This is a genomic window from Sodalis sp. RH19 (assembly GCF_047324215.1).
Lineage (GTDB): Bacteria > Pseudomonadota > Gammaproteobacteria > Enterobacterales > Enterobacteriaceae > Acerihabitans.
Genome location: NZ_CP178734.1, coordinates 2,302,497 through 2,324,759, shown reverse-complemented (window position 1 = coordinate 2,324,759; position 22,263 = coordinate 2,302,497). Strand labels below are relative to the sequence as shown.

Sequence of the window (22,263 nt, the reverse complement as noted above, 5' to 3'; positions counted from 1 at the left end):
GCGTGCTGAAAGCGTCATTTTGTCTTGGTTATTGCCAAGGAAACTTCATCAGCCATCGACTGAAGCGCGGTCAGTCCGTCGCCAACAATATACCACGCGACAGGATCGAGGTAGACGATGTGGCCAGCCTTCCAGGCCTTGGTTTGTCGAACCAGTTCATTATCCAGCAGCTGTCTGGCGGATGCTCCCTTTTCCCCAATGGCTGCATCACGATCGATGACATAAAGCCAGTCAGGATTAGTTTCGAGAATGAACTCGGAGGAGATCACCTGACCGTGCGGACCCTCATCAAGCTTGCGCGTCACGGGTTGCACGCCGAAGTCGTTATACAGTGTCCCAAACCAAGATTTCGGGCCGAGCGCTCCGATGCGACCACCGCTGGTCATCACCAGCAGTCCTGTCCCCATCTTTGCCGTGCGTGCCCGAAGCGCGTCGACCGATGCCCGCAACGTGCTGGCACGACGGGCGACCTCAGCTTGTTTACCGAAAATGTTTCCAAGGATCTGCGCATGCGCTATCGCGCTGTCAACGCGGTGTTGAAAGTCAGGAGTCAGATCAATGGTAGGGGCGAGCTTCGCCACCTGAGCGTACTTCGGCGATGAACGCCCGCCCACGATGATCAGATCAGGTGAAAGCGCGTTAAGTGCTTCGTAATCGGGTTCGAAAAGAGAGCCAACCTTCCGGTACCGGCTTTCTCCAAATTTAGCGAGATAAGGTGGATAGTTGAGCGTGGGAACGCCTGCGACATCGACCCCGATGGAGGCAAGGGTATCTAGCGCGGCGATATCAAGAATAGCCACGACCCTGGGATTGACCGGGACGCGGGTCACCCCTTGAGTATGATGAACGGTGATCTCTTCGGCTTGCAGCATGCGCGAAAAGAGAACGAAGCATGTCAGGGAGATTATAGCCAACGTATACATCATGCACGTTGCGACTTTCGCAGGGCGCGGATAATAGCGGTGTGATACGAATAGAAGGGCGATGTGCCTGTTGAACATGCTGAATTTCCGTATTTGTAGGCGTCAACGCGTTACACATAATGTTTGTCGCATTGATCATCTTATTAGTATTGCCGGTGCCGTCCCCCGTTGGCATTGCGAGGCACGGCAGTTCGCGCATAGGGTCAAAATGGAAATGGCCTGCTAAAATGATATGGATAGAATGCTAATGTGTCATTGCACAATATGGCCTATCTGTTATCCAATTCAGCCAAAATGAATTGGATAATCATTCTCATCGGATAAAGCGCAATCCGCGCGACGACCGCAATGCCGGCTCGGTGCTGCCGCCCGCGGTGTGGTTCGCCTACAGCCCGGACCGCAAGGGGGTGCATCCGCAAACCTATCCGGCGCGGTTCAGCGGAATGTTGCTGGCGGATGCGGGCTTCAACCCGCTGTATGAAGAAGGCCCTATCCGCGAGGTCGGCTGCATGGCCCACGCCCGGTGTAAGATCCATGATATCCATGTGCGGCATCCGTCGCCGACCACCGCCGAGGCACTGCACCGGATCGGCGAGCTGTATGCGATCGAAGCCGACATCCGGGGGCGTCCGGCAGAAGAACGACAACAGGTGCGCGAAGCGCGCTCCCGGCCGTTACTGATGGGCCTGGAGAGCGGGAACCGGGAAAAGCTCGCCACATTGCCGCGACAGGCCGATACGGCCAAGGCGTTCAACTACCTGATGAACCACTGGCAGGCGTTGTGTTATTACAGCACCGATGGTTGGGGGGAGATCGACAATAACATCACGGAAAACGCGTTAAGAGCGGTGAGCCTGGGGCGAAAAAATTATCTGTTCTTCGGTTCTGATAACGGCGGCGAACGTGCCGCGCTGATGTATACGCTGATCGGCAGTTGCAAACTGAACGGCGTGGAGCCGGAAGCCTATCTGCGCCATGTACTGGCGACAATCGCGGATCATCCCATCAATAAGATCAAAGATCTCCTGCCGTGGAACCTTATAATACCTGCCGAATAAGCGTCAATACGTCACTGAGTTGACGCTTACCCTAAGCCAAGCCGGGATTCTTTAAGGTTATTTCTCAGGCGACTGTTAGGTTAAGGGACACAGCCTAAGATTGACTAAATTTTACAAATGATTCAGATATGTTCGTTATCTCAGGCTCATTTCATTGAGTTGTACACTTTGAATGCGGGATTTTTTTCAAAAATTTCAGCAACAAAATCCATGAACACAATCGCCCGTTTTGGTAAAAGTCGATTAGCAACATAAACGGCCTGAATGGGAACGGGGGATGCAGTGTAATCAGTCAGTAATAATTGTAGGTTGCCATTTTCCAGTCCCTCCTCGAACAGCCATTCTGGGCCCTGTGCGATCCCAATCCCTGCATTGACAAATTTCTGTACTGCTTCTGGTGAATTGACCCTGAGCCGACCAGAAATAGGAACATTGATATCCTGAAATCTCCAGGTAGCTCCTGTTGTTAGCAAGGTATAGATCAAACAATCATGTTTTTTTAAATCCTCTGGGGTATTAGGGGTTCCGTGCTTAGCTAAGTACTTGTTACTGGCAACACAGACTCGCTCAAACATGCCAAGTCTGCGGGCACGCATAGCACTGTCCTCCAGGTGTCCAATGCGGATTGCCAGCTCAGCCCCTTCATCAACGAGATTGATATAGCGGTCATTAATCTGTAGATCGAGTGTTAGCTCAGGGTAGCGTTCTAAAAAATCTGGGATGTGCGGGACTAAGAATGTGTGAGCCAATGCTGTGGGGCAGGCAACGCGTAATAGCCCTGTGGGTGTAACATTTTCTCTGAAAGAAGACTCTGACTCTTCGACGGCTTCCAGAATACGCCTTGCTTCCAAATAATAACGTTCTCCTTCAGGAGTTAGGGAAAGCTTGCGGGTTGATCTGTGAAGTAATCTGGTCTGCAAATGCTCTTCGAGGGTTGCAACATGACGACTCACGTTCGGTTGCCCTAAGCCTAAATCCCTACCGGCTGCGGAAAAGCTGCCTGTTTCAGCGGTACGGACAAAGCATGTCATCAAAAGTAATCTATCCATCCTAAAACCCATTTATGCTTTTAATGCATGAAACATATTTAAAAACACAATCTTATCACAATATGAGCATGAGCATATAGTGGCTATCAAATCGGTCATTCGCCGATCAGTTGTAAAACTAACAGGAGATATTTACATGTCTAGATTACAAGGTAAGCGCGCACTGATTACGGGTGGAACAAGTGGTATTGGTCTTGAAACAGCGAAGCTGTTTGTTGCAGAAGGTGCACGCGTAATTGTTACTGGTGTTAACCCTGATTCTATCGCAAAGGCGAAAGTAGAACTTGGTAATGATGTGTTAGTCGTGAGCGCTGATTCCGCTGATGTGAACGCACAGAAAGCTCTGGCTCAAACGGTTAAGGAACACTTTGGACAACTGGATATCGCTTTCCTGAATGCGGGTATATCAATGTATATGCCAATTGAGGTATGGACAGAAGAGATGTTCGACCGCATTTATGATATCAACGTTAAAGGTCCTTACTTCCTAATGCAGGCGCTGCTGCCAGTGTTCGCAAGCTCTGCATCAGTGGTCTTTAATACATCTGTAAATGCTCACACGGGACCAGTGAACTCTTCAGTTTATGGCTCAACCAAAGCAGCATTACTGAACATGTCGAAAACACTTTCTAACGAGTTACTTTCTCGTGGGATCCGTATCAACGCAGTGAGCCCAGGCCCTGTTGATACACCGCTTTACGATAAGGCGGGGATCCCAGTGGAATATCATGATCAAGTGATGAAAGATATCGTTGCAACCATCCCTGCAGGTCGTTTTGGTAAGCCTCAGGAAGTAGCGCAAGCGGTACTTTACTTCGCATCTGATGAGTCAGCCTGGACCGTGGGTTCAGAAATCATCATCGACGGCGGCGTTTCAATCTAAGCCACCAAAATCACGCTGGAACAGGCGTATCCACCTGAACAAAACATTGTCATTCACGTTGTGACGGCAAGCGACCTCGGCAACGGATGTACCTGGTTGTAGAGCAAGCTGGACCGGCTTTAACTTCAGTTCTGGAGAGTGGAACTGGCGAGGCGCTGAACGCCAGTCCATCTTGGCCTGAGGCGTTTCCTGGACTGCCCCCCAAAACCGTGGCCAGTTTTGCTTGACCACTACAAAGTTAACGCCCCTCTCACGAAATTAGGAGGGGGCGAAGCTACTAAAATTTCCCTGTGCACTAGATTGTTAAGTAAGCACTCTTTTAATGTAACCCAGATATAAAAATGCGTTCTTTTTACAGATATTCTGAACTGGCTGAAATAGTCATCCCAGCATAGAAAAAGCGACTAATAATATCTTCTTCACAGTTTGCGGATCTTCTCCATGAGCTAGCAGTGACGAAGCATTAATCAACTGTGCGTCGATATAATTAGCTGCAAACTCTGGAGACATATTGGCAGAAAACTCTCCTTTGGCTTTTGAGCGCTTCACCCATTCTTTGAAAGTGGATAAGCCTTGCTCCTCAAGGAAATCGACTTGTGCGCGAGTTGCTTCGCCTAATTGCATCCGTGCCTCACGCATTTTTACAAAAAGGCACCCCATTGGAGACTCATGGTTACAACTCACTGACGTGGCAAATGACACGAGATTGTCAAGTACCTCTCGAAACGGAGAGTCACTATTTAACATCTCTTGCACAGGACTTAGCACTTGTTCCTGGTACCTGATAAGAACAGCTTTCATCAAGCCATCTTCATTCGAAAATTCACGATAAAGGCCAGGCTTCGATACACCAGATCTCCTGCAAATTTCATTGAGGGATAAACTGCCTATATCCTCTTTCCAATAAGAATCCATTGCTACATCTAAAACATGGTCACGATCAAGGGTCTTAGGTCGCCCTCTTGAAGGTTTGATTGGATTTAAATTCATTTTATACTGCCCGGTATTTTAATTTGACAGATCGTATACTAACTTTTATTATACCAGCCGGTATTTAATTTTCAATCCAGTAGGAAAGTAAAGATGAGTGAAGCAAAGAAAAACATCGTGGTCACAGGAAGCAGCAGTGGATTTGGTCAAAAGTCAGTAAAAGATTTTGCAGATAAAGGCTACCAAGTGTTTGCCACGATGCGTGGCCCAGAAGGCAAGAACGCTGCAGTTAAGGCTGAATTGGAAGCGTATAGCGATTCCATCCAAGTAGTCGATATGGATGTTACCAATGACGAATCGGTCAAAACAGCCATTGCAAGCGTACTAGATAAAGCGGGCAAAATTGATGTTTTGCTAAACAATGCTGGTGTAATGTACCTTGGCATTACAGAAGCATTTAGCATTGCCCAAGCTCGCGAGCAGATGGAAACCAACTACTATGGCGCTATGCGTACTATTCAGGCAGTTTTGCCTGCGATGCGTGAAGCCAAGTCAGGCCTGATCATCAACACCTCATCCATGGTTGGCCAAATTTCAGCGCCATATTTTTCTACCTACGCCGCAACTAAACACGCTTTGGAAGGCTACCTCCAAGGGTTACGCTACGAAGTGGCACCATTCGGCATCGATATCGCCATCGTACAACCTGGCCCATTCCCTACAGGTCTAAGTGCAGCAGGACAACAACCGTCACGCACAGACATACTGGACAGCTACGGTGAATTAGCAGATATTCCTGCTGCTATGTTCGAAGAATTCGGTAAATTTATGCAGAGCGATCAAGCACCTGATCCACAAATGGTAGTAGATGCCTATTTAGCGCTAGCCGATATGCCTAAAGGCAAACGCCCAACACGCACAGCGGTTGGCTTAGTTTGGGGGGTTGATGAAATTAACGCGGCTAAACAACCCATTCAAGACCGTGTGTTGAAAGAAATGCAACTAGACAACGTTTTAGGTGGTGCTGACGCGTAATTTTCGGTCACAGGGGCAGACTATCTTTTGCCCCTGTGACCTGCTCCCCGTTGATTAACATCACGCGGTGTTAGTAATATCTTACGAACTTCCGTTTGTGGTGGTGCACGCATCGGGATTGCGCGCATTATGATTACCTAACCTTGAACTCATCAGCGATTTTGGTGTTGGCTATGACGGTATTGATGTTGCCGCGGCAAGAGAGCGTCAGATCGCTGTGACCCATACCCCGGCGTATTGACGGATGACGTTGCAGATCTGTCCATGAGGTTGATACTGGCAACGTCACGCCAGTTCCCCGGAGCACAACGTTTTATCGAACAGGGTGCATGGCAGAAGGGCGGTTATACGTGGACCCGCAAAGTCTCAGGGGCGCGGTTAGGCATTATTGGCATGGGGCGTATTGGGCGTGCTATCGCCAAACGCGCGGTTGCATTTAACATGTCGATCGCTATACGGATCGCGCCGCACTTGCCGACATGGACTACACCTTCCATGCAACATTGCTATCGCTGGCCGGGGCGCGTGATTTTCTGGTGGGCTGTACCAACGGTGGTGCAGAAACCCGCAGCCTCGTTAACCGAGATGTATTTAATGCCTTGGGCGCAGAAGGCATTCTGATCAATATTTCCCGTGGATCGATAGTAGATGAGCGCGGGCGCTAGTTGAAGTCATCGGAGAGGGGGCTCTCCGGGGAGCCGGTCTGGATGTTTTCACCGACGAAGCGCTAGTCCCGCAAGCATTGTTACACCGGGCAAATGTGGTTGTCACGCCGCATAGGGCCAGCGCTACCTGGGCGACGCGCAAAGAGATGTTGCGTCTGGTGCTGGAAAATGTCAGCACCTATTTTGCTGGCGAGCCGTTGTTGACACCTATTCCGTAGTAACCGAGTGAAAACGGATTCTGCATTTAAATCAGAGCGTGGCGTTAAGTCGCGCTTATTTATTGTCAGCGTTAAGCCACCTCCCCGGGAGGTGGTGATTGTCCCGGTGTGGTCATTTACAGGGTTTTCCGGATGGTTTTAAGTTGCGGATTTTTGCGTCGTTAAGAGATATTTGGGGGGAACTCTGTCATCGAACCCACCTGACCCCAAATCTGACCACCAATTTTTCCCGATGCGGAGGGAAAACTGAAAATGCATCGGGAAGACTTTTCACACTAACTTGTTGAATCTAAATCGTATAAAGATTCGTGAAGATGCATGAAAACATAAATTTGGCTCCTCTGACTGGACTCGAACCAGTGACATACGGATTAACAGTCCGCCGTTCTACCGACTGAACTACAGAGGAATTGCGAGAACGGGGCGAATCATATCCGGCCCCTCCAGGCGTGTCAACGTAAAAACAAATGTTACGGCGCGATTGCGCAACCCTTGGTCAAATCACGCGCCGGCATGCCGCTGAGCGTCCAGGCGCGCCATGGGATCCTGACGGTAAAAATGCGTAAAGCAGCGATAGAGTTCGGGGAAGCGTTCGTTTAACAGCTCGGTGGAGCTGAAAAAATACTCGGACAAGACCGCAAAGCATTCGGCCGGATCGCTGGCGGCGTAGGCATCCATGCTGGCGGCGTCTTCGCCGACCAGATCAACCTCATCCTGCAAATCCTCCATGGCCGCGTGCAGCAGCGTTTCCCAGCGCGCCACGTCCCTGATGGAAATCAGCGGCACGCCGTTAACCACCCCGGCATTTCGCGCGTCCAGCTTATGGGCGGTCTCGTGGATAATCAGGTTAAAACCGCTGAGATCGAACGAGTCCTGGATCTCCAGCCAGTTAAGGACGATAGGGCCCTGATCCCAACTTTGCCCGGAATGCACCGCTTCGCCGCGATGCACCAGGCCATACTCATCCTGCCATTCGTCATTCACCACGAACGGCGCGGGATAGATAACCACTTCATGAAAACCGTCCAGCCACTCAATGCCCAGCCCCAAGACCGGCAGGGCAAACATCAGGGCGATACGTGCTTCCATCACGTCATCCAGGGTCAGGCCCTGCAAGGGGACTAATTTCTTCTGCTGGAGAAACTTACCGGCCAGCATTACCAGAGCGTGCCGCTCCGCGGCGCAGAGGGGTGAAAATAACGGGATCGCCAGCGCCTCTTGCCATAGGGCAAGGGTTGCAGCGGATGGCGTAGAACTTTTCCATGGCCATTTTATCATCGTGTTGCTCGATAAGTCGTCACTTGAATCGCCAGGCGAGGTTTAGGACTATTAAAATGCCGTAAAACAGGGCATGATAGCAACCGCTAAAAAGGAGAGATGCCGGAGCGGCTGAACGGGACGGTCTCGAAAACCGTTGAAGGAGCGATCCTTCCCAGGGTTCAAATCCCTGTCTCTCCGCCACTATTCAAACAGTTATCCCCCTGCCGGTCTGTGACTGGCGCCACGCTGGCCACCACACCCCAAAAAAAAACGCACCGATAACCCTGATGGCATCCCATAGGCAGCGGCAGGGGTTGATGATAACCTAGCCCGGTCCGGTCTTATCCGTATTCCCGCTTACATCGCAATATCAAACGGTTAGCTATATGAAGAAAAAGAATAGCCGTGGGAGAGAGTGTCATGTTGTTTAATCTTCCCGGTAAGACGCTGACGCGCATGGCGTCGCTGATGTCGCTTAGCCTGGCTCTGGTGATGGTTGTCGTAAAAATCTGGGCGTGGACGCTGACGGGGTCCATGGCGCTGTTGACGTCGGCCGCGGACGGTTTGGTCGACGTTCTGGCCTCGGTGGTTACGCTGATTGGCGTCTTTTACGCCCAACGTCCCGCTGACAAAGGCCATCGCTACGGGCACGGCAAGTCCGAGGCCGTGGCGGCGTTTGTGCAGGCGCTGCTGCTGGGCGGCGCCGGGCTGGTGCTGGGCATGGAATCCACGCAGCGCCTGTTCCACCCGCAGCCGCTGATGCAGCACGGGCTGGGCATTTGGGTTATCATCGGCAGCACCCTGTGCACCGCCGTGCTGGTTTCAATGCAAACCTTTGTCGTCAGGCAAACGGCCTCCACGGCCATCGCCGCCGATCGCGCGCATTACGTTACCGATATCGCGGTAAACCTGGCGGTGCTGTGCGCCCTGGTGCTTGACAGCGCCTTCGGCTGGACCCGATCGGACGCTATCGGCGCCCTGGCCATTTCCTGCTATATGATCTGGAACGCGCGCGGCATGGTCGTTACCGCCCTGCGGCAACTGCTGGACCAGGAGCTTGGCGCTGAGGATCGCCGGCGTATCCGCGACGCCGCCCTGGGCTGCGAGGGGGTGCGCGGGGTGCATGATATCCGCACCCGCAACGGCGGCGATCGGGTTTTCGTCGAACTGCATGTCGAGGTGGACGGCCAACTGTCGGTAGATGTGGGCCATGAAATCGGCGACGCGGCGGAAGCGGCGGTCAGGAAACTGTTTCCCGCGGCGGAGGTACTGGCGCATCTTGAACCGGCCGGGATCGTCGACGAGCGTCTTGACGATCTGGTAAAATAACGCGCGCGCCAAGGGCGGATAAAAAAAAACACCCACCGAAAAAAACTGTGGGTGCCCAACATCACATATGCCGGCTCTGGAGCGAGCGGACGGTTAAAAAATAACATTGCCGGTCGTCGGCTTCCAATGAGAACGGCTAATCGCAGCGTTATCAATATTCATATAAATTATATGTTTACAACTCCTTGCATCCTTAACCCTTTATTTGCATTGCAGGCGTTGCATAATGGGCGTCCAGAGCAGGCACCCTGCAGTTGCGATCAATTATTAATGGATGGTAAGGATTCTGTTATAGCCGGCTAAAGATGCGTAAATGCACTTGCGAATTCATCCGTTTAGGTCTGTTATGAGAGCATCGGCGACTTTTTTTAAGCATGTGTTTTTAAGCGGGAAGGTTAAAGGTACCTTATGAAAAAATTATTGAGCCTTGTGTTATCGCTTAGCCTCCTGGCGCCGGTGGCGGGTTTTGCCGCTCCCGGCTGGCACGACGGGGGTCACGGCGGCCATGGATGGGGCGGACGGGGACCCGGTTGGGGTGGTCCGCATCGCGGCGCAAGATTTGATTTCCTGCCCGGCGTGGCGGCAACGGTGCTGGTCGCCGGCCTGACGTATTATGTGCTTGACGGTATCTACTACCAGCGGCAGGAAAATCAATATGTGGTGGTCGACGCGCCGCCGCAGCCGCAGGTTTACGCCTCCGGCGGCATGAGCGGCAATATGACGGTGCTTGACCTCAATGGTGAACGCTTTTACGTTAACCAGGGGCATTATTATCGTCGTAGTATCAACGGCCAGTATTTGGAAGTGCCGCGTCCGGCCGGCTTATAAGCCTGGACCGCGCGCCGGTTCGCAAACCGGCGGTTGCACCTGTCGCCACAATGCCCGCTCCGGCGGGCATTGTGCTGTCTGGGGCCCGGTACGTTATCGCCGGTGCGCGTAGGCGGACCGGCAGAAGCGGGCTTCTCCGGCGTATTCCGGCTGGAGACCTGCGCCCGGAGCGTTTATATTATCTCCCAGCCGGTATCAATACGGTGCGCCCGCACCGGGCGATAAACCGCGTTTGGGCGGCGTTTTTTTGCAGACTGCATTTTTGCCAGGGGATCGTTATGCCACAAGATATCGCCGGACAGTTGATTCAACGTTTTTACCGCTACCTGGCGGTGACCAGCCAAAGCCATGCCGCGGCGACCACGTTGCCCAGCACGCCGGGACAGCAACAGCTGGCGGATATGCTGGCGCAGGAGCTGCGCGTTTTAGGCCTGGAGGATATCCAGGTCGATGACCGCGCCACCGTCACCGCGTTGAAACGCGGCAACACGCCGGCTGCGCCGCGCATCGGATTTATCGCCCATCTGGATACGGTGGATGTCGGCCTGTCGCCGGAGATTCATCCGCAGCTGCTGCGTTTCACCGGCGAAGATATTTGCCTGAACGCCGGGCGGGATATTTGGCTGCGCGTGGCCGAACATCCCGAGATCATGCCCTATCGCGGCCAGAATATTATTTTCAGCGATGGTACCAGCGTGCTCGGCGCCGATAATAAAGCCGCCGTCACCGCCATCATGACCATGCTGGAAAACCTGGACGCGGATACGCCCCACGGCGATATTGTCGTTGCCTTCGTCCCGGACGAAGAAATCGGCTTGCGCGGCGCCAAAGCGCTGGATCCGGCCCGTTTCGCCGTGGATTTCGCCTACACCATCGATTGCTGTGAGCTGGGCGAAGTGGTCTATGAAAATTTTAATGCCGCCAGCGCGGCGGTGACCCTGACCGGGGTGACCGCGCACCCGATGTCGGCGAAAAATGTGCTGGTGAATCCGATTTTAATGGCGCAGGAGTTCATCAGTCATTTTGACCGGCGGGAAACACCGGAAAATACCGAGGGCCGGGAAGGCTATTTCTGGTTTAACGATATGGCGGCGAATGCGCGCCAGGCGCGGCTGAATATTTCGATCCGCGATTTTGACCGGGATCGTTTTTTAGCACGCAAGCAGCGTATCGGCGAGGTGGCGGAAGAAATTGCCCGGCGTTATCCAACGGGAAAGGTCGAGTTCAAGATAACCGATATCTACAGTAATATCAGCAACGCCATCGGCGACGATCGTCGCGCCATCGATTTGCTGTTCGCCGGTCTGAAGGAACTGGGCATCGCGCCGAAAGTGACGCCGATGCGGGGCGGCACCGACGGCGCAGCCCTATCCGCCCGGGGGCTGTTAACGCCCAACTATTTTACCGGCGCGCACAATTTTCACTCGCAATTTGAATTTCTGCCGGTCAGCGCCTTTGTCGCCAGTTATGAACTGACACGCAAGCTGTGCCTGTTGGCCGTGCGAGCCTAGTGGCAGCGCTTTGTGGCGGCGCGCGCAAAACGCGCGCCACGCTGCTGGGTCTGCTGGCAATCGTGCTGTGGAGCACCCTGGCCGGCTTAATCCGCAGCCTGAGCGAGCAGTTCGGCCCCACCGGCGGTGCGGCCATGATCTACACCGTCAGCGCCGTATTCCTGCTGGCGCTGGCGGCGCGTCCGCGTGTTGCCGGCTTTAGGCTTAAGTATATGCTCACCGCCGGACTGCTGTTTGCCAGCTATGAGATCTGCTCCTCCCTGTCGCTCGGCTACGCCGCCAGCCGGGAACAATCGATTGAGGTGGGCATGATTAACTATCTCTGGCCCAGCCTGACCGTACTGCTGGCGATGATGATGAACGGCGCAAAGGGCGGTGCCGGTGTTTATACCGGCCTGCTGCTGGCGCTGACGGGTATTGTCTGGCTGATGTGCGGCGACGGCGGATGGACGCCCCGGCATATGCTGGATAATGTATTATCCAATCCGCTAAGCTATGGCCTGGCGCTGGGCGGCGCACTGATCTGGGCGGTCTACTGCAATGTTACCCGTCGGTTTGCCGGCGGACAACATGGCGTTACGCTGTTTTTTATCCTGACCGCGCTGCTGCTATGGGTGAAATACTTGTTCAGCAACGAACCGGGACTGGTGTTCAGCGGCGCGAGCGTCGTCGCCCTGCTGGTGACCGGCGCGGTGATGGGTATCGCCTATGCGTCCTGGAATATCGGCATCATCAACGGCAATATGACCCTGCTGGCCGCCTGTTCCTATTTTACCCCGGTGCTGTCCTCGCTGTTTGCCGCCACGCTGCTCCATATCCACCTGACCGGTAGGTTCTGGCAGGGCGTGGCGCTGGTGTGCTGCGGCTCGCTGCTCTGCTGGCTGACAACCCGCGAACGCCCTGTCGCGGCACCGGCCCCACGCGCCGAGAGTGGTGATCATCTCTAATGTGATGTACGTCACATGATCCTTTCATGCTGTCAGCGCCAAATGGTGATTTGCATCACAAATATTATGTGACGAAGATCACATTTAGCCTGAAGGAATACGTCGTATCATTCAAAAATGAAATATTGGTTCATTTTTTAAGGCATGGCGTTTCTTACAGGTGCGGTTTGAAAATCAAACAAAGCTTAGATAAAATTCCCGGCGGGTTAATGTTGGTTCCCCTGTTCATCGGGGCGATTATCAATACCTTCTACCCGCACGCGGGCGCGTATTTCGGATCATTTACGAACGGCATCCTGAAAGGCACGGTGCCCATTCTGGGGGTCTGGTTCTTTTGCATGGGCGCCACCATTCAATTACGCGCATCCGGCGTCGTGTTGAAAAAATCCGGTACCCTGGTGGCGGTTAAAACCCTCACTGCCTGGGTGGTGGCGCTGGTTGCCTCACGCTTCCTGCCGCTGGACGGCGTGCAAAGCGGCTTTTTTACCGGCATTTCCGCCCTGGTGCTGGCCGCGTCGATGAACATGACCAACGGCGGGCTCTATGCCTCGCTGATGCAGCAATACGGCAGTAAAGAAGATTCAGCCGCCTTTGTGCTGATGTCCATCGAATCCGGTCCGCTGTTGACGATGATTATCCTCGGGTCCGCCGGCGTGGCATCGTTTGAACCCAGGCTATTCCTGGGCGCGGTGCTGCCGTTCATTCTCGGGTTCATCCTGGGCAATCTGGATGATGAGCTGCGCGCGTTTTTTGGCCGCGCGGTGCCGGCGCTGATTCCCTTTTTTGCCTTCTCGCTGGGCAGCGCCATTGATTTATCGGTGATCCGCGATACCGGACTGCTGGGGATCCTGCTGGGCGTGGGCGTTATTATCGTCACCGGCATTCCCTTGATCCTGGCTGATAAATTTATTGGCGGCGGCGACGGCACCGCCGGGATTGCCGCTTCCAGCTCGGCCGGCGCGGCGGCGGCCACGCCGTTTTTAATCGCCGAGATGAATCCGGTATTTAAAAGCCAGGTGGCGTCGGCCACGGCGCTGGTGGCCACGGCGGTTATCGTCACCTCCGTGTTGGTGCCCATCCTCACCGCGCTGTGGGCCAAATGGGCCAGACGGGGACAAGATGGCGCCCATGCGCCCACCGTCTCTGCCGATTAGCGCCGCTCATGCGATCGTCAGCGCAACGCCGCCGGGCGTTGCACGCTCCCGCCATCTTTTGTTGACTATACTGGCTGTTGGCAATAACAATAAAAAGCCGATACATCATCCGCCGGCCAATGCGGCCGCGGGTGTCGGGCGCCTGCCCGAATGACACTGGGAGAGAAAATATGGCCAACGATCCGCTTTATGACGCGCTGCTCAAACGCATCGAGGCGCTGGAAGCCCGTGAAGAGTTGCTTACCGTCACGTCCCATGCCTATCAAGTGGTGATTACCACGATATTGGGCAATATCGATGCCGAAACCCGCGATCGTATCATCACCATGGTCGACGAGGCGCATGAGATTGCCTATTCCCAGGCAGTGAACCGCAGCGATAAACATCTCTCCGAAATTATCAAAGGTGCCGACGAAATCGTCCAGCGGATGTTTAACTACGCGCAGGGCGGCACGCAGCCGGACCATTGATCCCGCGTTTTTTGCCGGCCCGTCCCGTTTCCACCCAGCACGATCCCGGTTCCCCGCCGGGATCGTGCTTTCTTTCTTATACCCGCCGATGACGGTCTGATTTTTGCAAAGCCAGTCAGACGTATTAAGATAGCGCTGGCGGCGCTGGCCGGTTTATTTCAGGGTGGAACAGGGAAATTCATGAAGCGATATGCAGCAATACTGTTGATCATCGGGGCTCCGGTGGTTCTGACGCTGGCCGGGTGCGACCGACCCGCGCCGCCGGACGCCGCGCAGGCGTGGGTCGCCGAAGGGCGGACAATGGGAACCTTTTACCGCGTCACCCTGGCCGCGCCTCCGCCGGCGGCCCTAGAGGGATTAAAGGACAGCATCGCCCGGCAACTGGAGCAGGACAACCATGAATTGTCGACTTATCAACAGGACACGGTTTTGTCGCGTTTCAACCAGTACCGCTGCACCGATCCGCAGCCCATTACCGCCAATATGGCCGATATTGTCACCACCGCGCTGCGTATCGGGGTGAAAACCGGCGGCGCCATGGATATCACCGTCGGGCCGCTGGTGAATCTCTGGGGATTCGGTCCGGATAAACAGCCGCGGGCGTTGCCCGAACAGCAGGACATCGACAGTGCCCGCGCCCGGGTCGGGCTGCGCCACCTGAGGCTTATCGAAGATAGCCAGGGGCAATGGCTGCAAAAAGATCTGCCGGACCTGTATGTGGATTTGTCCACGCTGGGCGAGGGCGCCGCCACCGATCATCTCGCCGCGCTGCTGGAACGGCGCGGCATTACCCGCTATCTGGTCTCGGTGGGGGGCGCCGTGATCTCGCGCGGTCTTTCGCCGCAGGGAATACCGTGGCGCGTGGCGATCCAGCGGCCGACCGATCGGGAAATCGGCGCCCAGGCTATAGTCGATTTGCAGGGACACGGCATCAGTACGTCGGGCAGTTATCGCAATTACTATGAATTGCAGGGAAAACGGCTCTCGCATATCATCGACCCGGCGACCGGCAGGCCAATTGAACATAAGCTGGTGTCGGCCACGGTTATCGCGCCCACCGCCCTGGAAGCGGACGGCTGGGATACCGGACTGATGGTGCTGGGCACCGAAAAAGCCCAGGCGCTGGCCGAGCAGCAGGGTCTGGCGGTTTATCTTATCACCCGTTCCGCCGATGGTTTTACCGCCTGGATGTCGCCGCAGTTCAAGTCTTATATCATCGGTCAGGATGACGCCGCGACCGAGACCGGGCATAAATAATAACAGGAGGGAATATGAGCAAATACGTGATGCTGTCGCTGTTGATGTTAACCTTGCCGTGCGCGTCGTCTTCCGTTTGGGCTGACGACGCCATGCCCGGCATGAACATGGATCATGGGTCGGCGGCCGGGCTCAGTAAGTCCAGCCAGGACTATATGGCCGCCATGCAGGACATGCATAAGGATATGGCGGAAGGGGTGAAAGCCCAAGACCCCGACGTCGCTTTTGCCCGCGGTATGATTCCACACCACCGGGGCGCTATCGCCATGGCGGAGACCGAATTAAAATACGGTAAGGACCCCCGGATGCGGCAGATGGCGGAGAGGGTGATTAAAGCGCAAAAAGCCGAGATCGATACCATGAACAACTGGCTGAAGGATCATCCCGATAAAGCGCGGTAATCGTTCCTTCTTGCATTTAGCGTCCAGGTTTGATAACTCTAGGTGGCCCGGGTGTTATCGGGAAGTCTTTTGGTCAACCCCCTAAATCTGACAAGTAAGCGAGGTGTTTATGAGTAGAGGTAAGGACAAGTCAGCCAAGAAGAGACCGGAGAAGACACTGAAGGAAAAGCGCGCGGACAAGAAGAGCAAGAAAGGGCTCGAAATCTGACCCTGCATTTTTTTCGCGACGTAACCCGGCAATGGCCGGGTTTTTTTATCCAGGGCTCGCAGGGTTAACGTTTTTATACGCAATTGGTTATACTGTCCTCGGTGCTCACTAACGGGATATTTGAACCATGAACGATGATATTTTTGAATTTGATATTGATGCCGAATTGGCCAAGGCGCAGGAACATGCCGAACAAAAAGCCAAGGAAGTGCCGGAAGCCCTTTCGGCAGAGGACGATTGTGAAGGCTGTAAAATTTAAGCATTTTTGTCCACAGCGCCTGACATTATGCCAGGCGCCTTCCCCGGTATGCTGGAAAGATCGCCCGCGGCATAATAAATTGGATAACGACGGGCATTTTGCCTACGCCGGGCAGTGTCGTGGTGATGTGTGATTAGTGTTGCTGATATTTAAAGTCGCGTGTAGAGACAAATGATAATTTCAAAAAATAAAATCTTAGCGACTTCCAAGAAGAGAGGCAGAAAAAAGGAATGGTATATCAATGTGTTATGGGGCGTGGTAAAAAAGCCCGCCGAAAAAAGCGGGCAACATTACTTCTTAAGTTACACCAGGGAAATTAATCTTACTTATACATAGTACGCTAAACTTGGGGAATTACTATTTATTTCAGTCATGTTTTAGCGTGTAAGCGGAAATTAAAATTGAATAACGATATGCTTATTTGAATATCACGTAATGAAGTGAATATTTAAAAGAGCAAAGACATTGATTTAATTAGCATCATGCAGTCTCGCTAATGCCGTGACCCGCGTGTGGCGTGAATTAAATTAATTCATTTGTAATAACACTTTTATCCAGAAATAGACAGGCCCTCGTCCGGGCGATCCTTGACCTTCCTGCTTAATAACGCAGCGGCGGCGTTAATGGCAATATTAGCGAGCAATCGTTACGGCACGCCTGCGGCGTGATGCCAAAATATTTTTTGAACAACGTCGTGAACTGTGATTGGGAGTTAAAGCCATAATCGAGGGCGATGTCCATGATTCTGTTGTCGCTATTGCGCAGGCGATAGACGGCTTCCGTCAATTTGCGCTCGCGGATATAACGACCGACGGCAATGCCGGTGGTCGCGCGGAACACGCCCTGCATATGCCATACCGAATACCCTGACCGGGCGGCGAGCTCAGGCAAGGCGATATCCCGGTCCAGATGATCCTCGATCCACTGCGCAAGGGCGGCGACCAGAGGTTCATTCGGTTTCAGTTCGCGCATAATCATTCTTTTCCGCCCGGACGATGACCGGTTTAGCACAAAGACAATAACGGGTTTATGGCACAGCCAGCCACATGATGAGCAGGGTATCACCGCGCATGACTCATCACCCTGCGGCATAACGAAAGCCGGTGGCGGCCAAACCGGGGGCAGCATGCCAGCGGCCCCGCTGTTTGCCGCCAGCCGCGACTATACGTCGCCGTTATTATCTTCCTCCACCGCATCATAGATGCGCTGCATAATATCGGGGAAAGCGGATTGCACCCGGCTCCAGCTCGGGATAAAGGGTTTATCGTTCGGGCGTTCGATAAAGGCTTGTCCGGCGTCAAGGATGCATTGCATAAACAATTCCACCGCCGCCTCCTCGCTGTGCTGGTCGAATTTCAGTCCGTTCATGATGGCGTCATGATGATAAAACTCCAGGATGTCCAGCGCATTGCGGTAATAGGTAGCCTTGAGCACCCGGAAGGAGTCGCTGGTTAAATTGACGCCCATCGTGGCCAGCTTACGGTACAGGGACTGGATAATATCGTTGCTCATGCGCTTAAGGCCGCCGGAGCCATCCTCTTCCGCCAGGGGCTGGTGCTTGTGGTCATAATTATCGGCGATTTCCACCTGGCAAATATGATTTGGCGAGTAGTTGCGGTAAATCTCGGACAATAACCCAATCTCCAGCCCCCAATCCCCCGGGATTTTCATATCATGCATGACGCGGGTGCGCATGGCGAATTCGCCGGACAGGGGATAGCGGAAGCTGTTGAGATAATCCAGGTACGGGGATTGGCCGTAGACGTTTTCCAGCGAACGCAGCAGCGGCCCCACCAGTAAGCGCACGACGCGTCCGTTCATCTTGCCGTTGGCCACCCGGGCATAGAAGCCTTTACAGAATTCATAACTGAATTTGGGATGGACCACGGGATACAGCAGCCGGGCCAGCATGCCGCGATCGTAGGTGACGATATCGCAATCGTGCAGCGCCACCGCCAGCGTACGATCCGACGCCAGCGTATAGCCGGTGCAGAACCAGACGTTGCGTCCTTTTCCCGGTTCGGTGGGAGAAAGTCCTTCTTTTTCCAGCTCGGCGTCAATAGCCTTTAACCGCGGTCCGTCATTCCAAAGAATGCGGTGATGCTGAGGCAGCCGGGAAAAAAAATCCCGGGCAAAAAGGAATTGATCGCGGTCGGCGCGATCCAACCCGATAACGATTTCCTCCAGATAGGGCACTTTGGCCAATTCATCAACGATATGGGCCAGCGCCGGTCCTTCAAGCTCAGAAAACAGCGACGGCAGGATCAGACCCATTTTGCGCTTTTTGGCAAACCCCAGCAGCTCTGTTTCTAACTCCTCGACCTTGCGATCGGAGAGGTTGTGAAAATTGGCGATAATTCCATTTTGATGAAAATCACTCATGCGTTTTCTCCCCAAGCTTTTTTTTTCTTAAAATTGTTATCCGACTCTGATTAAGCCGAGGTAATAAAATAATCCATCCCTTCGCACCAGCCTTCCGGTCCATAGGCGTTGGTGCGATAAACATACCGCTGCTGCGGGCTGACGGTGACCGGCGTTTTCGTATAACCCCGAATGATGACCGCATAGTCCACCGCGTCCAGCAGCGAAATATCGTTTGGCCCGTCGCCCAGGCCTATGGATTGCCACGGGCGGCCGTCCTGCTGACGATAGTGCTGCAAAAGCCGGCGCACCGCGGCGCCTTTGCTGCTGCCTTGCGACATCACGTGATAAAACCGTCCTCCTTGGGTCACCGCCAGGCCCTCCTTGGCCAGGAGGTCGGTAAAGTCGCGCAGCCGCTCGTCGCTTTCACGCCAGATAAAGGCCTCCGAGGCCTGCCGACGCTGCGCCAGCAGCGCGTCCTGGGCGGATAACCCGGTCCATTCGCCGACCAGCTTCTCATCAACGTCGCCGAAGCCGAAGAATTTGAAACCGTATTCCTGCCGCAGCCGTTCCATCGCCGCGCGTACCGCGGCATAGTCCTGTCCCATGATCCTGCCGGACAGTTCGCCGTCAAGCTGTAACAACGCGCCGTTTTCGGCAATAAATGGCGTTCCCGACAGCCCCATGCTCTCTTGCAGCGGCACAATCTCGGCGGTGGTCTTGCTTGAGCAAAACACCACGGGGATATGATGGGCCTTAAGCCTATCAAGCCAGGGCACGGCAGGTTGCCAACTGTAGGTATGATGGTCGAGCAGCGACCCGTCCAAATCGGTTATGACCACTAACGGGTCGGTGAGACTTGGCATGTTTTTCCCGCCTTTTTGACAGTTGTGACAATGGGCTGACGTCATCTTATAAAACTGAGTATATACGAAGGATTGCCGCGGAAGCGGCAAATGTTCGCCGGATTCGGGTCAAGCTAATCGTGCCGATGTGCTGTAAAGCAGCATTTTTCCTAAAGTATCATTAAGAATAATCCTAAAAAATAGCGCGTAATACCGGCTGGGCCAGCGTGGAAAAATTGGGCGCAAAATCTAATTATTTTTAATAATCATATGAAAGTAAACAATTATTATCGGGGAGGCCAGGTGTTTTTCATCGTGACGACCCTTTTTGGCGCGGTTGTGGTGCGTAATGCGATAGAGTAGCAACCATTATGTTACTTGCCAAATTAAGTGATGCCGCTACTATGGGCGGGTAATTTGATTTCCTAGTGTAACGAACTTTAAAATTCCTTATGCACCCCGCAAAGGAATATGCTTTTTTTCGCCCGGCCTGATCGGCCGGGGTCTTTTTCTGTGTTTAACGCTGCCGCCAGGCCGCCATGGTCACCGATTGACTTCCGCCACGGTATAATCGCGTATATCCAGGTCATAGGCTTCCGCCAGGGCGCCGTAGGTGTTAAATTCGCGCCCGTCGGCCGTGACCATATGGGCGTGTTCATTGCTCTGGTGTTCATGTATTTCCCCTTGCGCCGCCTCCCTGACCGCCTGTAGCAACGCATCCACGTCTATACTTATTTCTCGCTGCAGCTGTTCATTGAATTCTTTGGCAAAGGCCATGATGTTTCCCCTCTGTGAAGACCAGCAAAAACGTGCCTGTTAAGTATAGCTTTTGCCGCGGGTTTGGATCGCCTTGCGTACGTTGGCCGGGGTGGAATAAATGTCCCGGCCGATCGGGTACGGGCTGACTGGACGGGGTGTTTTATACTAAACTAGCTATCGGGCATATTTAGAGGTAAGTCATGAAATTACACGATCGGGTGACGGTGAAAACCGATGGCGGGCCACGGCGTAAAGGCAAAATCCAGGCCATAGAAGAATTCAGCGAAGGGGTGATGTATCTGGTGGCGTTGGATGATTATCCTACGGCCATTTGGTTTTTTAACGAGACCAGCCATCCTGACGGCATTTTTGTTGAACCCTTGCTGGAGGAGCGCTAGTACGACGTAAAAAAACGGTATCAGGCGGCGCCCTGATACCGAAAAGCCCCCGCGCGCCCAGGCATTAAAGCGACGGGGCCTGTGGTCAGCGTACGTTAACGTAGATGCCGTTGGTCACGGTGTCTGTCAGCCGCACGACGTGATAAATCACCTGCTTGTTATGAGTCTTGATTTTCCGCTTGATATTGCCTTTATGCGAAGAGACCGTCTTGGCCTTGATCTGCATGCGGTCCGATATCTGGATGGTGTCGTGACCGGACATCCACATGCGCAGCATATTGGATTCGGTCTGGCTTAACCGCACCGGGTTCAAATCCACCGGCGACTTGTGGGCGCCGTCATCCAGGCATTTATGTTTATTGCAGCCCGTAAGCAGCGAATTGAGCGTCTCGGGCTTAATCGATTTTGAGGTGATAATCAGGTTTTTACGCACAAACAGATAATCTTCAAAATGGATGTTGGTCATTGCCATAAAAATGAAAAACAGCGTATCGGGATGCTGGGTAATGATCTTTTTGATTCTATCCGTCGCATCCGGTTCATGGATAAAACACTCTTCATTCACAAAAACCACATCAGGCTTCACGCGCGTGCATTTTGTCTGCAACTGGCCGATATCAGCTACGATATTGATATTGCGCTTTTTTACACCGGTATCCGTCAAAAATCCGGTAAGACCAAGGCGGGTATAGCTGCATGAATCCATGATGATCGTTGGCATAGCGCACCCTCATTTAATTTGATTATCTGTTTTTAGCAACGATAAAATGCTTCTTATTGGCCTGTAGATTTCATAAAGCTTCACAGTTACCTAATGTTTTAACAACAATTCACAATTAAGTTCAACGATATTTTTTTGAGACCCCTCTCCCAAAAGTGAATCGATAAATTTGACTTAAGTCTAACGATGCACCGTTCAAGGCAGGTAACGCTTTTGCTGGCCGCCACGCGAAGGAACTGCGCACGTTTTGCCAAGCGGCAGGCGCTTCCGTTTAAAGGCAAGCGGTTTGTTCGGAAAATGATATTACAAATTAATCAAAATAAACATAAGAAAAATTCATGGACTTTTTTGTATGATTTTTTATGTTCATGGCGGTTGACAATATGACGCCGATCTATGGCTATTTCAGATTTTTTCTATTAATAATTAATGGCTTAAGTGATGTGTGCGTATAAATGAAACTGATTATCGTTTATATTTGTCTGATTTTTGAGCAAAATGCCTTTTTTTTAGCCTTATACGTCAAGGCGTATTTAACTTTATATACAATTTTTGACTTTTCCGCGCCGCTTTTACCGCATTTAGGCCAGCAGAGACGCTATCAGGAAATGGAACCTATCTATAACGTTGAAGTATTGCCTGCCATTGCTTGGCCGGGCGGGGCGTTTGCCGCCATTTATGACAGATCAAAAATTATTGTCTATACTAACTAAAGTGTTCACTGCCGCCCGAAGGACAGGTGGGACAGAAAGCATGCCTTACCGGCCATGCAAAAGCGTTTTCTTTGCGCCTTA

Annotated in this window: 23 protein-coding genes, 2 tRNA genes and 2 pseudogenes; 16 read left to right on the top strand and 11 right to left on the bottom strand. The window is 53.0% G+C overall.

The features are described 5' to 3' along the window. Positions 1-14: 14 nt before the first annotated feature. Positions 15-1,001 carry a siderophore ABC transporter substrate-binding protein gene (locus ACL2XF_RS10485; RefSeq protein ID WP_413722597.1) on the bottom strand — a complete coding sequence of 329 codons (987 nt, stop codon included), beginning with the start codon at positions 999-1,001 and terminating at the stop codon, positions 15-17. A gap of 257 nt (positions 1,002-1,258) precedes the next feature. Between ACL2XF_RS10485 and tnpC the strand changes: the two are divergent. Then, positions 1,259-1,981 (top strand): annotated as a pseudogene (tnpC, locus tag ACL2XF_RS10480) (IS66 family transposase); the annotation flags it as partial. A 146-nt stretch (positions 1,982-2,127) separates the two neighbouring features. On the opposite strand, the gene ACL2XF_RS10475 reads toward tnpC, so the two are convergent. Further along, the gene (locus ACL2XF_RS10475; RefSeq protein ID WP_413728545.1) at positions 2,128-3,030 is read right to left on the bottom strand and encodes a LysR family transcriptional regulator; all 903 of its coding nucleotides are present in this window, start codon (positions 3,028-3,030) and stop codon (positions 2,128-2,130) included. A gap of 136 nt (positions 3,031-3,166) precedes the next feature. Here ACL2XF_RS10475 and ACL2XF_RS10470 point away from each other — a divergent pair, with 136 nt between their 5' ends. Further along, on the top strand, positions 3,167-3,913 hold the full coding sequence (locus tag ACL2XF_RS10470; protein ID WP_413728544.1) for an SDR family oxidoreductase: 747 nt from the start codon (positions 3,167-3,169) through the stop codon (positions 3,911-3,913). Here ACL2XF_RS10470 and ACL2XF_RS10465 read toward each other — a convergent pair. Both ACL2XF_RS10465 and ACL2XF_RS10460 read right to left on the bottom strand, forming a co-directional pair. Continuing rightward, complete coding sequence (locus tag ACL2XF_RS10465) at positions 3,905-4,084, bottom strand: transposase (protein WP_410015462.1); 180 nt, start codon at positions 4,082-4,084, stop codon at positions 3,905-3,907. The two genes, ACL2XF_RS10470 and ACL2XF_RS10465, sit on opposite strands and share 9 nt — an antisense overlap. A gap of 210 nt (positions 4,085-4,294) precedes the next feature. Further along, positions 4,295-4,903: a TetR/AcrR family transcriptional regulator gene (locus ACL2XF_RS10460; protein WP_413728543.1), complete on the bottom strand. Its 609-nt coding sequence runs from the start codon at positions 4,901-4,903 to the stop codon at positions 4,295-4,297. 93 nt (positions 4,904-4,996) lie between these two features. Here ACL2XF_RS10460 and ACL2XF_RS10455 point away from each other — a divergent pair, with 93 nt between their 5' ends. Both ACL2XF_RS10455 and ACL2XF_RS10450 read left to right on the top strand, forming a co-directional pair. Next, positions 4,997-5,878 (top strand): SDR family oxidoreductase, encoded by an 882-nt coding sequence (locus tag ACL2XF_RS10455; RefSeq protein WP_410015460.1) that lies wholly within the window; start codon positions 4,997-4,999, stop codon positions 5,876-5,878. Positions 5,879-6,011: 133 nt separating this feature from the next. Then, positions 6,012-6,761, top strand: a pseudogene (locus ACL2XF_RS10450) (2-hydroxyacid dehydrogenase); the annotation flags it as partial. 333 nt (positions 6,762-7,094) lie between these two features. On the opposite strand, the gene ACL2XF_RS10445 reads toward ACL2XF_RS10450, so the two are convergent. Together ACL2XF_RS10445 and mtfA are read right to left on the bottom strand one after the other, a co-directional pair. Beyond that, a tRNA-Asn gene (locus tag ACL2XF_RS10445) sits at positions 7,095-7,170 on the bottom strand. Positions 7,171-7,262: 92 nt separating this feature from the next. Continuing rightward, the gene (gene mtfA / locus ACL2XF_RS10440; RefSeq protein WP_413728542.1) at positions 7,263-8,039 is read right to left on the bottom strand and encodes a DgsA anti-repressor MtfA; all 777 of its coding nucleotides are present in this window, start codon (positions 8,037-8,039) and stop codon (positions 7,263-7,265) included. Positions 8,040-8,132: 93 nt separating this feature from the next. Here mtfA and ACL2XF_RS10435 point away from each other — a divergent pair. The 10 genes from ACL2XF_RS10435 (at position 8,133) to ACL2XF_RS10390 (ending at position 16,385) form a co-directional block, all read left to right on the top strand. Then, positions 8,133-8,222: transfer RNA gene (locus tag ACL2XF_RS10435), tRNA-Ser, on the top strand. A 219-nt stretch (positions 8,223-8,441) separates the two neighbouring features. After that, the gene (locus ACL2XF_RS10430) at positions 8,442-9,350 is read left to right on the top strand and encodes a cation diffusion facilitator family transporter (protein ID WP_413728541.1); all 909 of its coding nucleotides are present in this window, start codon (positions 8,442-8,444) and stop codon (positions 9,348-9,350) included. Between the two features lie 408 nt (positions 9,351-9,758). Then, on the top strand, positions 9,759-10,178 hold the full coding sequence (locus ACL2XF_RS10425; RefSeq protein WP_410015438.1) for a DUF6515 family protein: 420 nt from the start codon (positions 9,759-9,761) through the stop codon (positions 10,176-10,178). A gap of 278 nt (positions 10,179-10,456) precedes the next feature. Next, positions 10,457-11,689: a peptidase T gene (pepT, locus tag ACL2XF_RS10420; protein WP_413728540.1), complete on the top strand. Its 1,233-nt coding sequence runs from the start codon at positions 10,457-10,459 to the stop codon at positions 11,687-11,689. Beyond that, positions 11,689-12,636: an aromatic amino acid DMT transporter YddG gene (gene yddG, locus ACL2XF_RS10415; protein ID WP_410015436.1), complete on the top strand. Its 948-nt coding sequence runs from the start codon at positions 11,689-11,691 to the stop codon at positions 12,634-12,636. Before pepT ends, yddG begins: the two co-directional genes overlap by 1 nt. Positions 12,637-12,803: 167 nt before the next feature. Beyond that, entirely contained in the window at positions 12,804-13,790 is a 987-nt protein-coding gene (kdgT, locus tag ACL2XF_RS10410) for a 2-keto-3-deoxygluconate transporter (RefSeq protein WP_410015435.1), read from the top strand. Between the two features lie 170 nt (positions 13,791-13,960). Then, on the top strand, positions 13,961-14,260 hold the full coding sequence (locus ACL2XF_RS10405) for a hypothetical protein (RefSeq protein WP_410015434.1): 300 nt from the start codon (positions 13,961-13,963) through the stop codon (positions 14,258-14,260). Between the two features lie 180 nt (positions 14,261-14,440). Further along, positions 14,441-15,517 (top strand): FAD:protein FMN transferase ApbE, encoded by a 1,077-nt coding sequence (gene apbE / locus ACL2XF_RS10400; RefSeq protein WP_413728539.1) that lies wholly within the window; start codon positions 14,441-14,443, stop codon positions 15,515-15,517. Between the two features lie 14 nt (positions 15,518-15,531). Continuing rightward, on the top strand, positions 15,532-15,918 hold the full coding sequence (locus ACL2XF_RS10395; RefSeq protein ID WP_410015432.1) for a DUF305 domain-containing protein: 387 nt from the start codon (positions 15,532-15,534) through the stop codon (positions 15,916-15,918). A gap of 335 nt (positions 15,919-16,253) precedes the next feature. Continuing rightward, positions 16,254-16,385, top strand: coding sequence for a hypothetical protein (locus ACL2XF_RS10390; RefSeq protein ID WP_413728538.1), 132 nt, complete (start codon positions 16,254-16,256; stop codon positions 16,383-16,385). A gap of 600 nt (positions 16,386-16,985) precedes the next feature. Here the strand turns inward: ACL2XF_RS10390 and ACL2XF_RS10385 are convergent. From ACL2XF_RS10385 to ACL2XF_RS10370, 4 genes are all read right to left on the bottom strand, one after another. Continuing rightward, positions 16,986-17,357 carry a helix-turn-helix domain-containing protein gene (locus tag ACL2XF_RS10385; RefSeq protein WP_410015430.1) on the bottom strand — a complete coding sequence of 124 codons (372 nt, stop codon included), beginning with the start codon at positions 17,355-17,357 and terminating at the stop codon, positions 16,986-16,988. A gap of 189 nt (positions 17,358-17,546) precedes the next feature. Further along, a complete protein-coding gene (locus tag ACL2XF_RS10380) occupies positions 17,547-18,767 on the bottom strand; it encodes a glycosyl transferase (RefSeq protein ID WP_410015429.1) in 1,221 nt (406 codons plus the stop codon). Between the two features lie 50 nt (positions 18,768-18,817). Beyond that, entirely contained in the window at positions 18,818-19,612 is a 795-nt protein-coding gene (locus ACL2XF_RS10375) for a mannosyl-3-phosphoglycerate phosphatase-related protein (protein WP_413728537.1), read from the bottom strand. A gap of 522 nt (positions 19,613-20,134) precedes the next feature. Then, entirely contained in the window at positions 20,135-20,368 is a 234-nt protein-coding gene (locus ACL2XF_RS10370) for a DUF2525 domain-containing protein (RefSeq protein WP_410015427.1), read from the bottom strand. 182 nt (positions 20,369-20,550) lie between these two features. Between ACL2XF_RS10370 and dsrB the strand changes: the two genes are divergently transcribed. Then, positions 20,551-20,748 (top strand): protein DsrB, encoded by a 198-nt coding sequence (gene dsrB / locus ACL2XF_RS10365; protein ID WP_410015426.1) that lies wholly within the window; start codon positions 20,551-20,553, stop codon positions 20,746-20,748. A gap of 85 nt (positions 20,749-20,833) precedes the next feature. Here dsrB and rcsA read toward each other — a convergent pair whose 3' ends face one another. After that, positions 20,834-21,469, bottom strand: a complete 636-nt coding sequence (gene rcsA, locus ACL2XF_RS10360; protein WP_410015425.1) for a transcriptional regulator RcsA — start codon at positions 21,467-21,469, stop codon at positions 20,834-20,836. Positions 21,470-21,924: 455 nt separating this feature from the next. Here rcsA and ACL2XF_RS10355 point away from each other — a divergent pair, with 455 nt between their 5' ends. Beyond that, complete coding sequence (locus ACL2XF_RS10355; RefSeq protein ID WP_413728536.1) at positions 21,925-22,182, top strand: hypothetical protein; 258 nt, start codon at positions 21,925-21,927, stop codon at positions 22,180-22,182. The last annotated feature ends 81 nt before the right edge of the window (positions 22,183-22,263 follow it).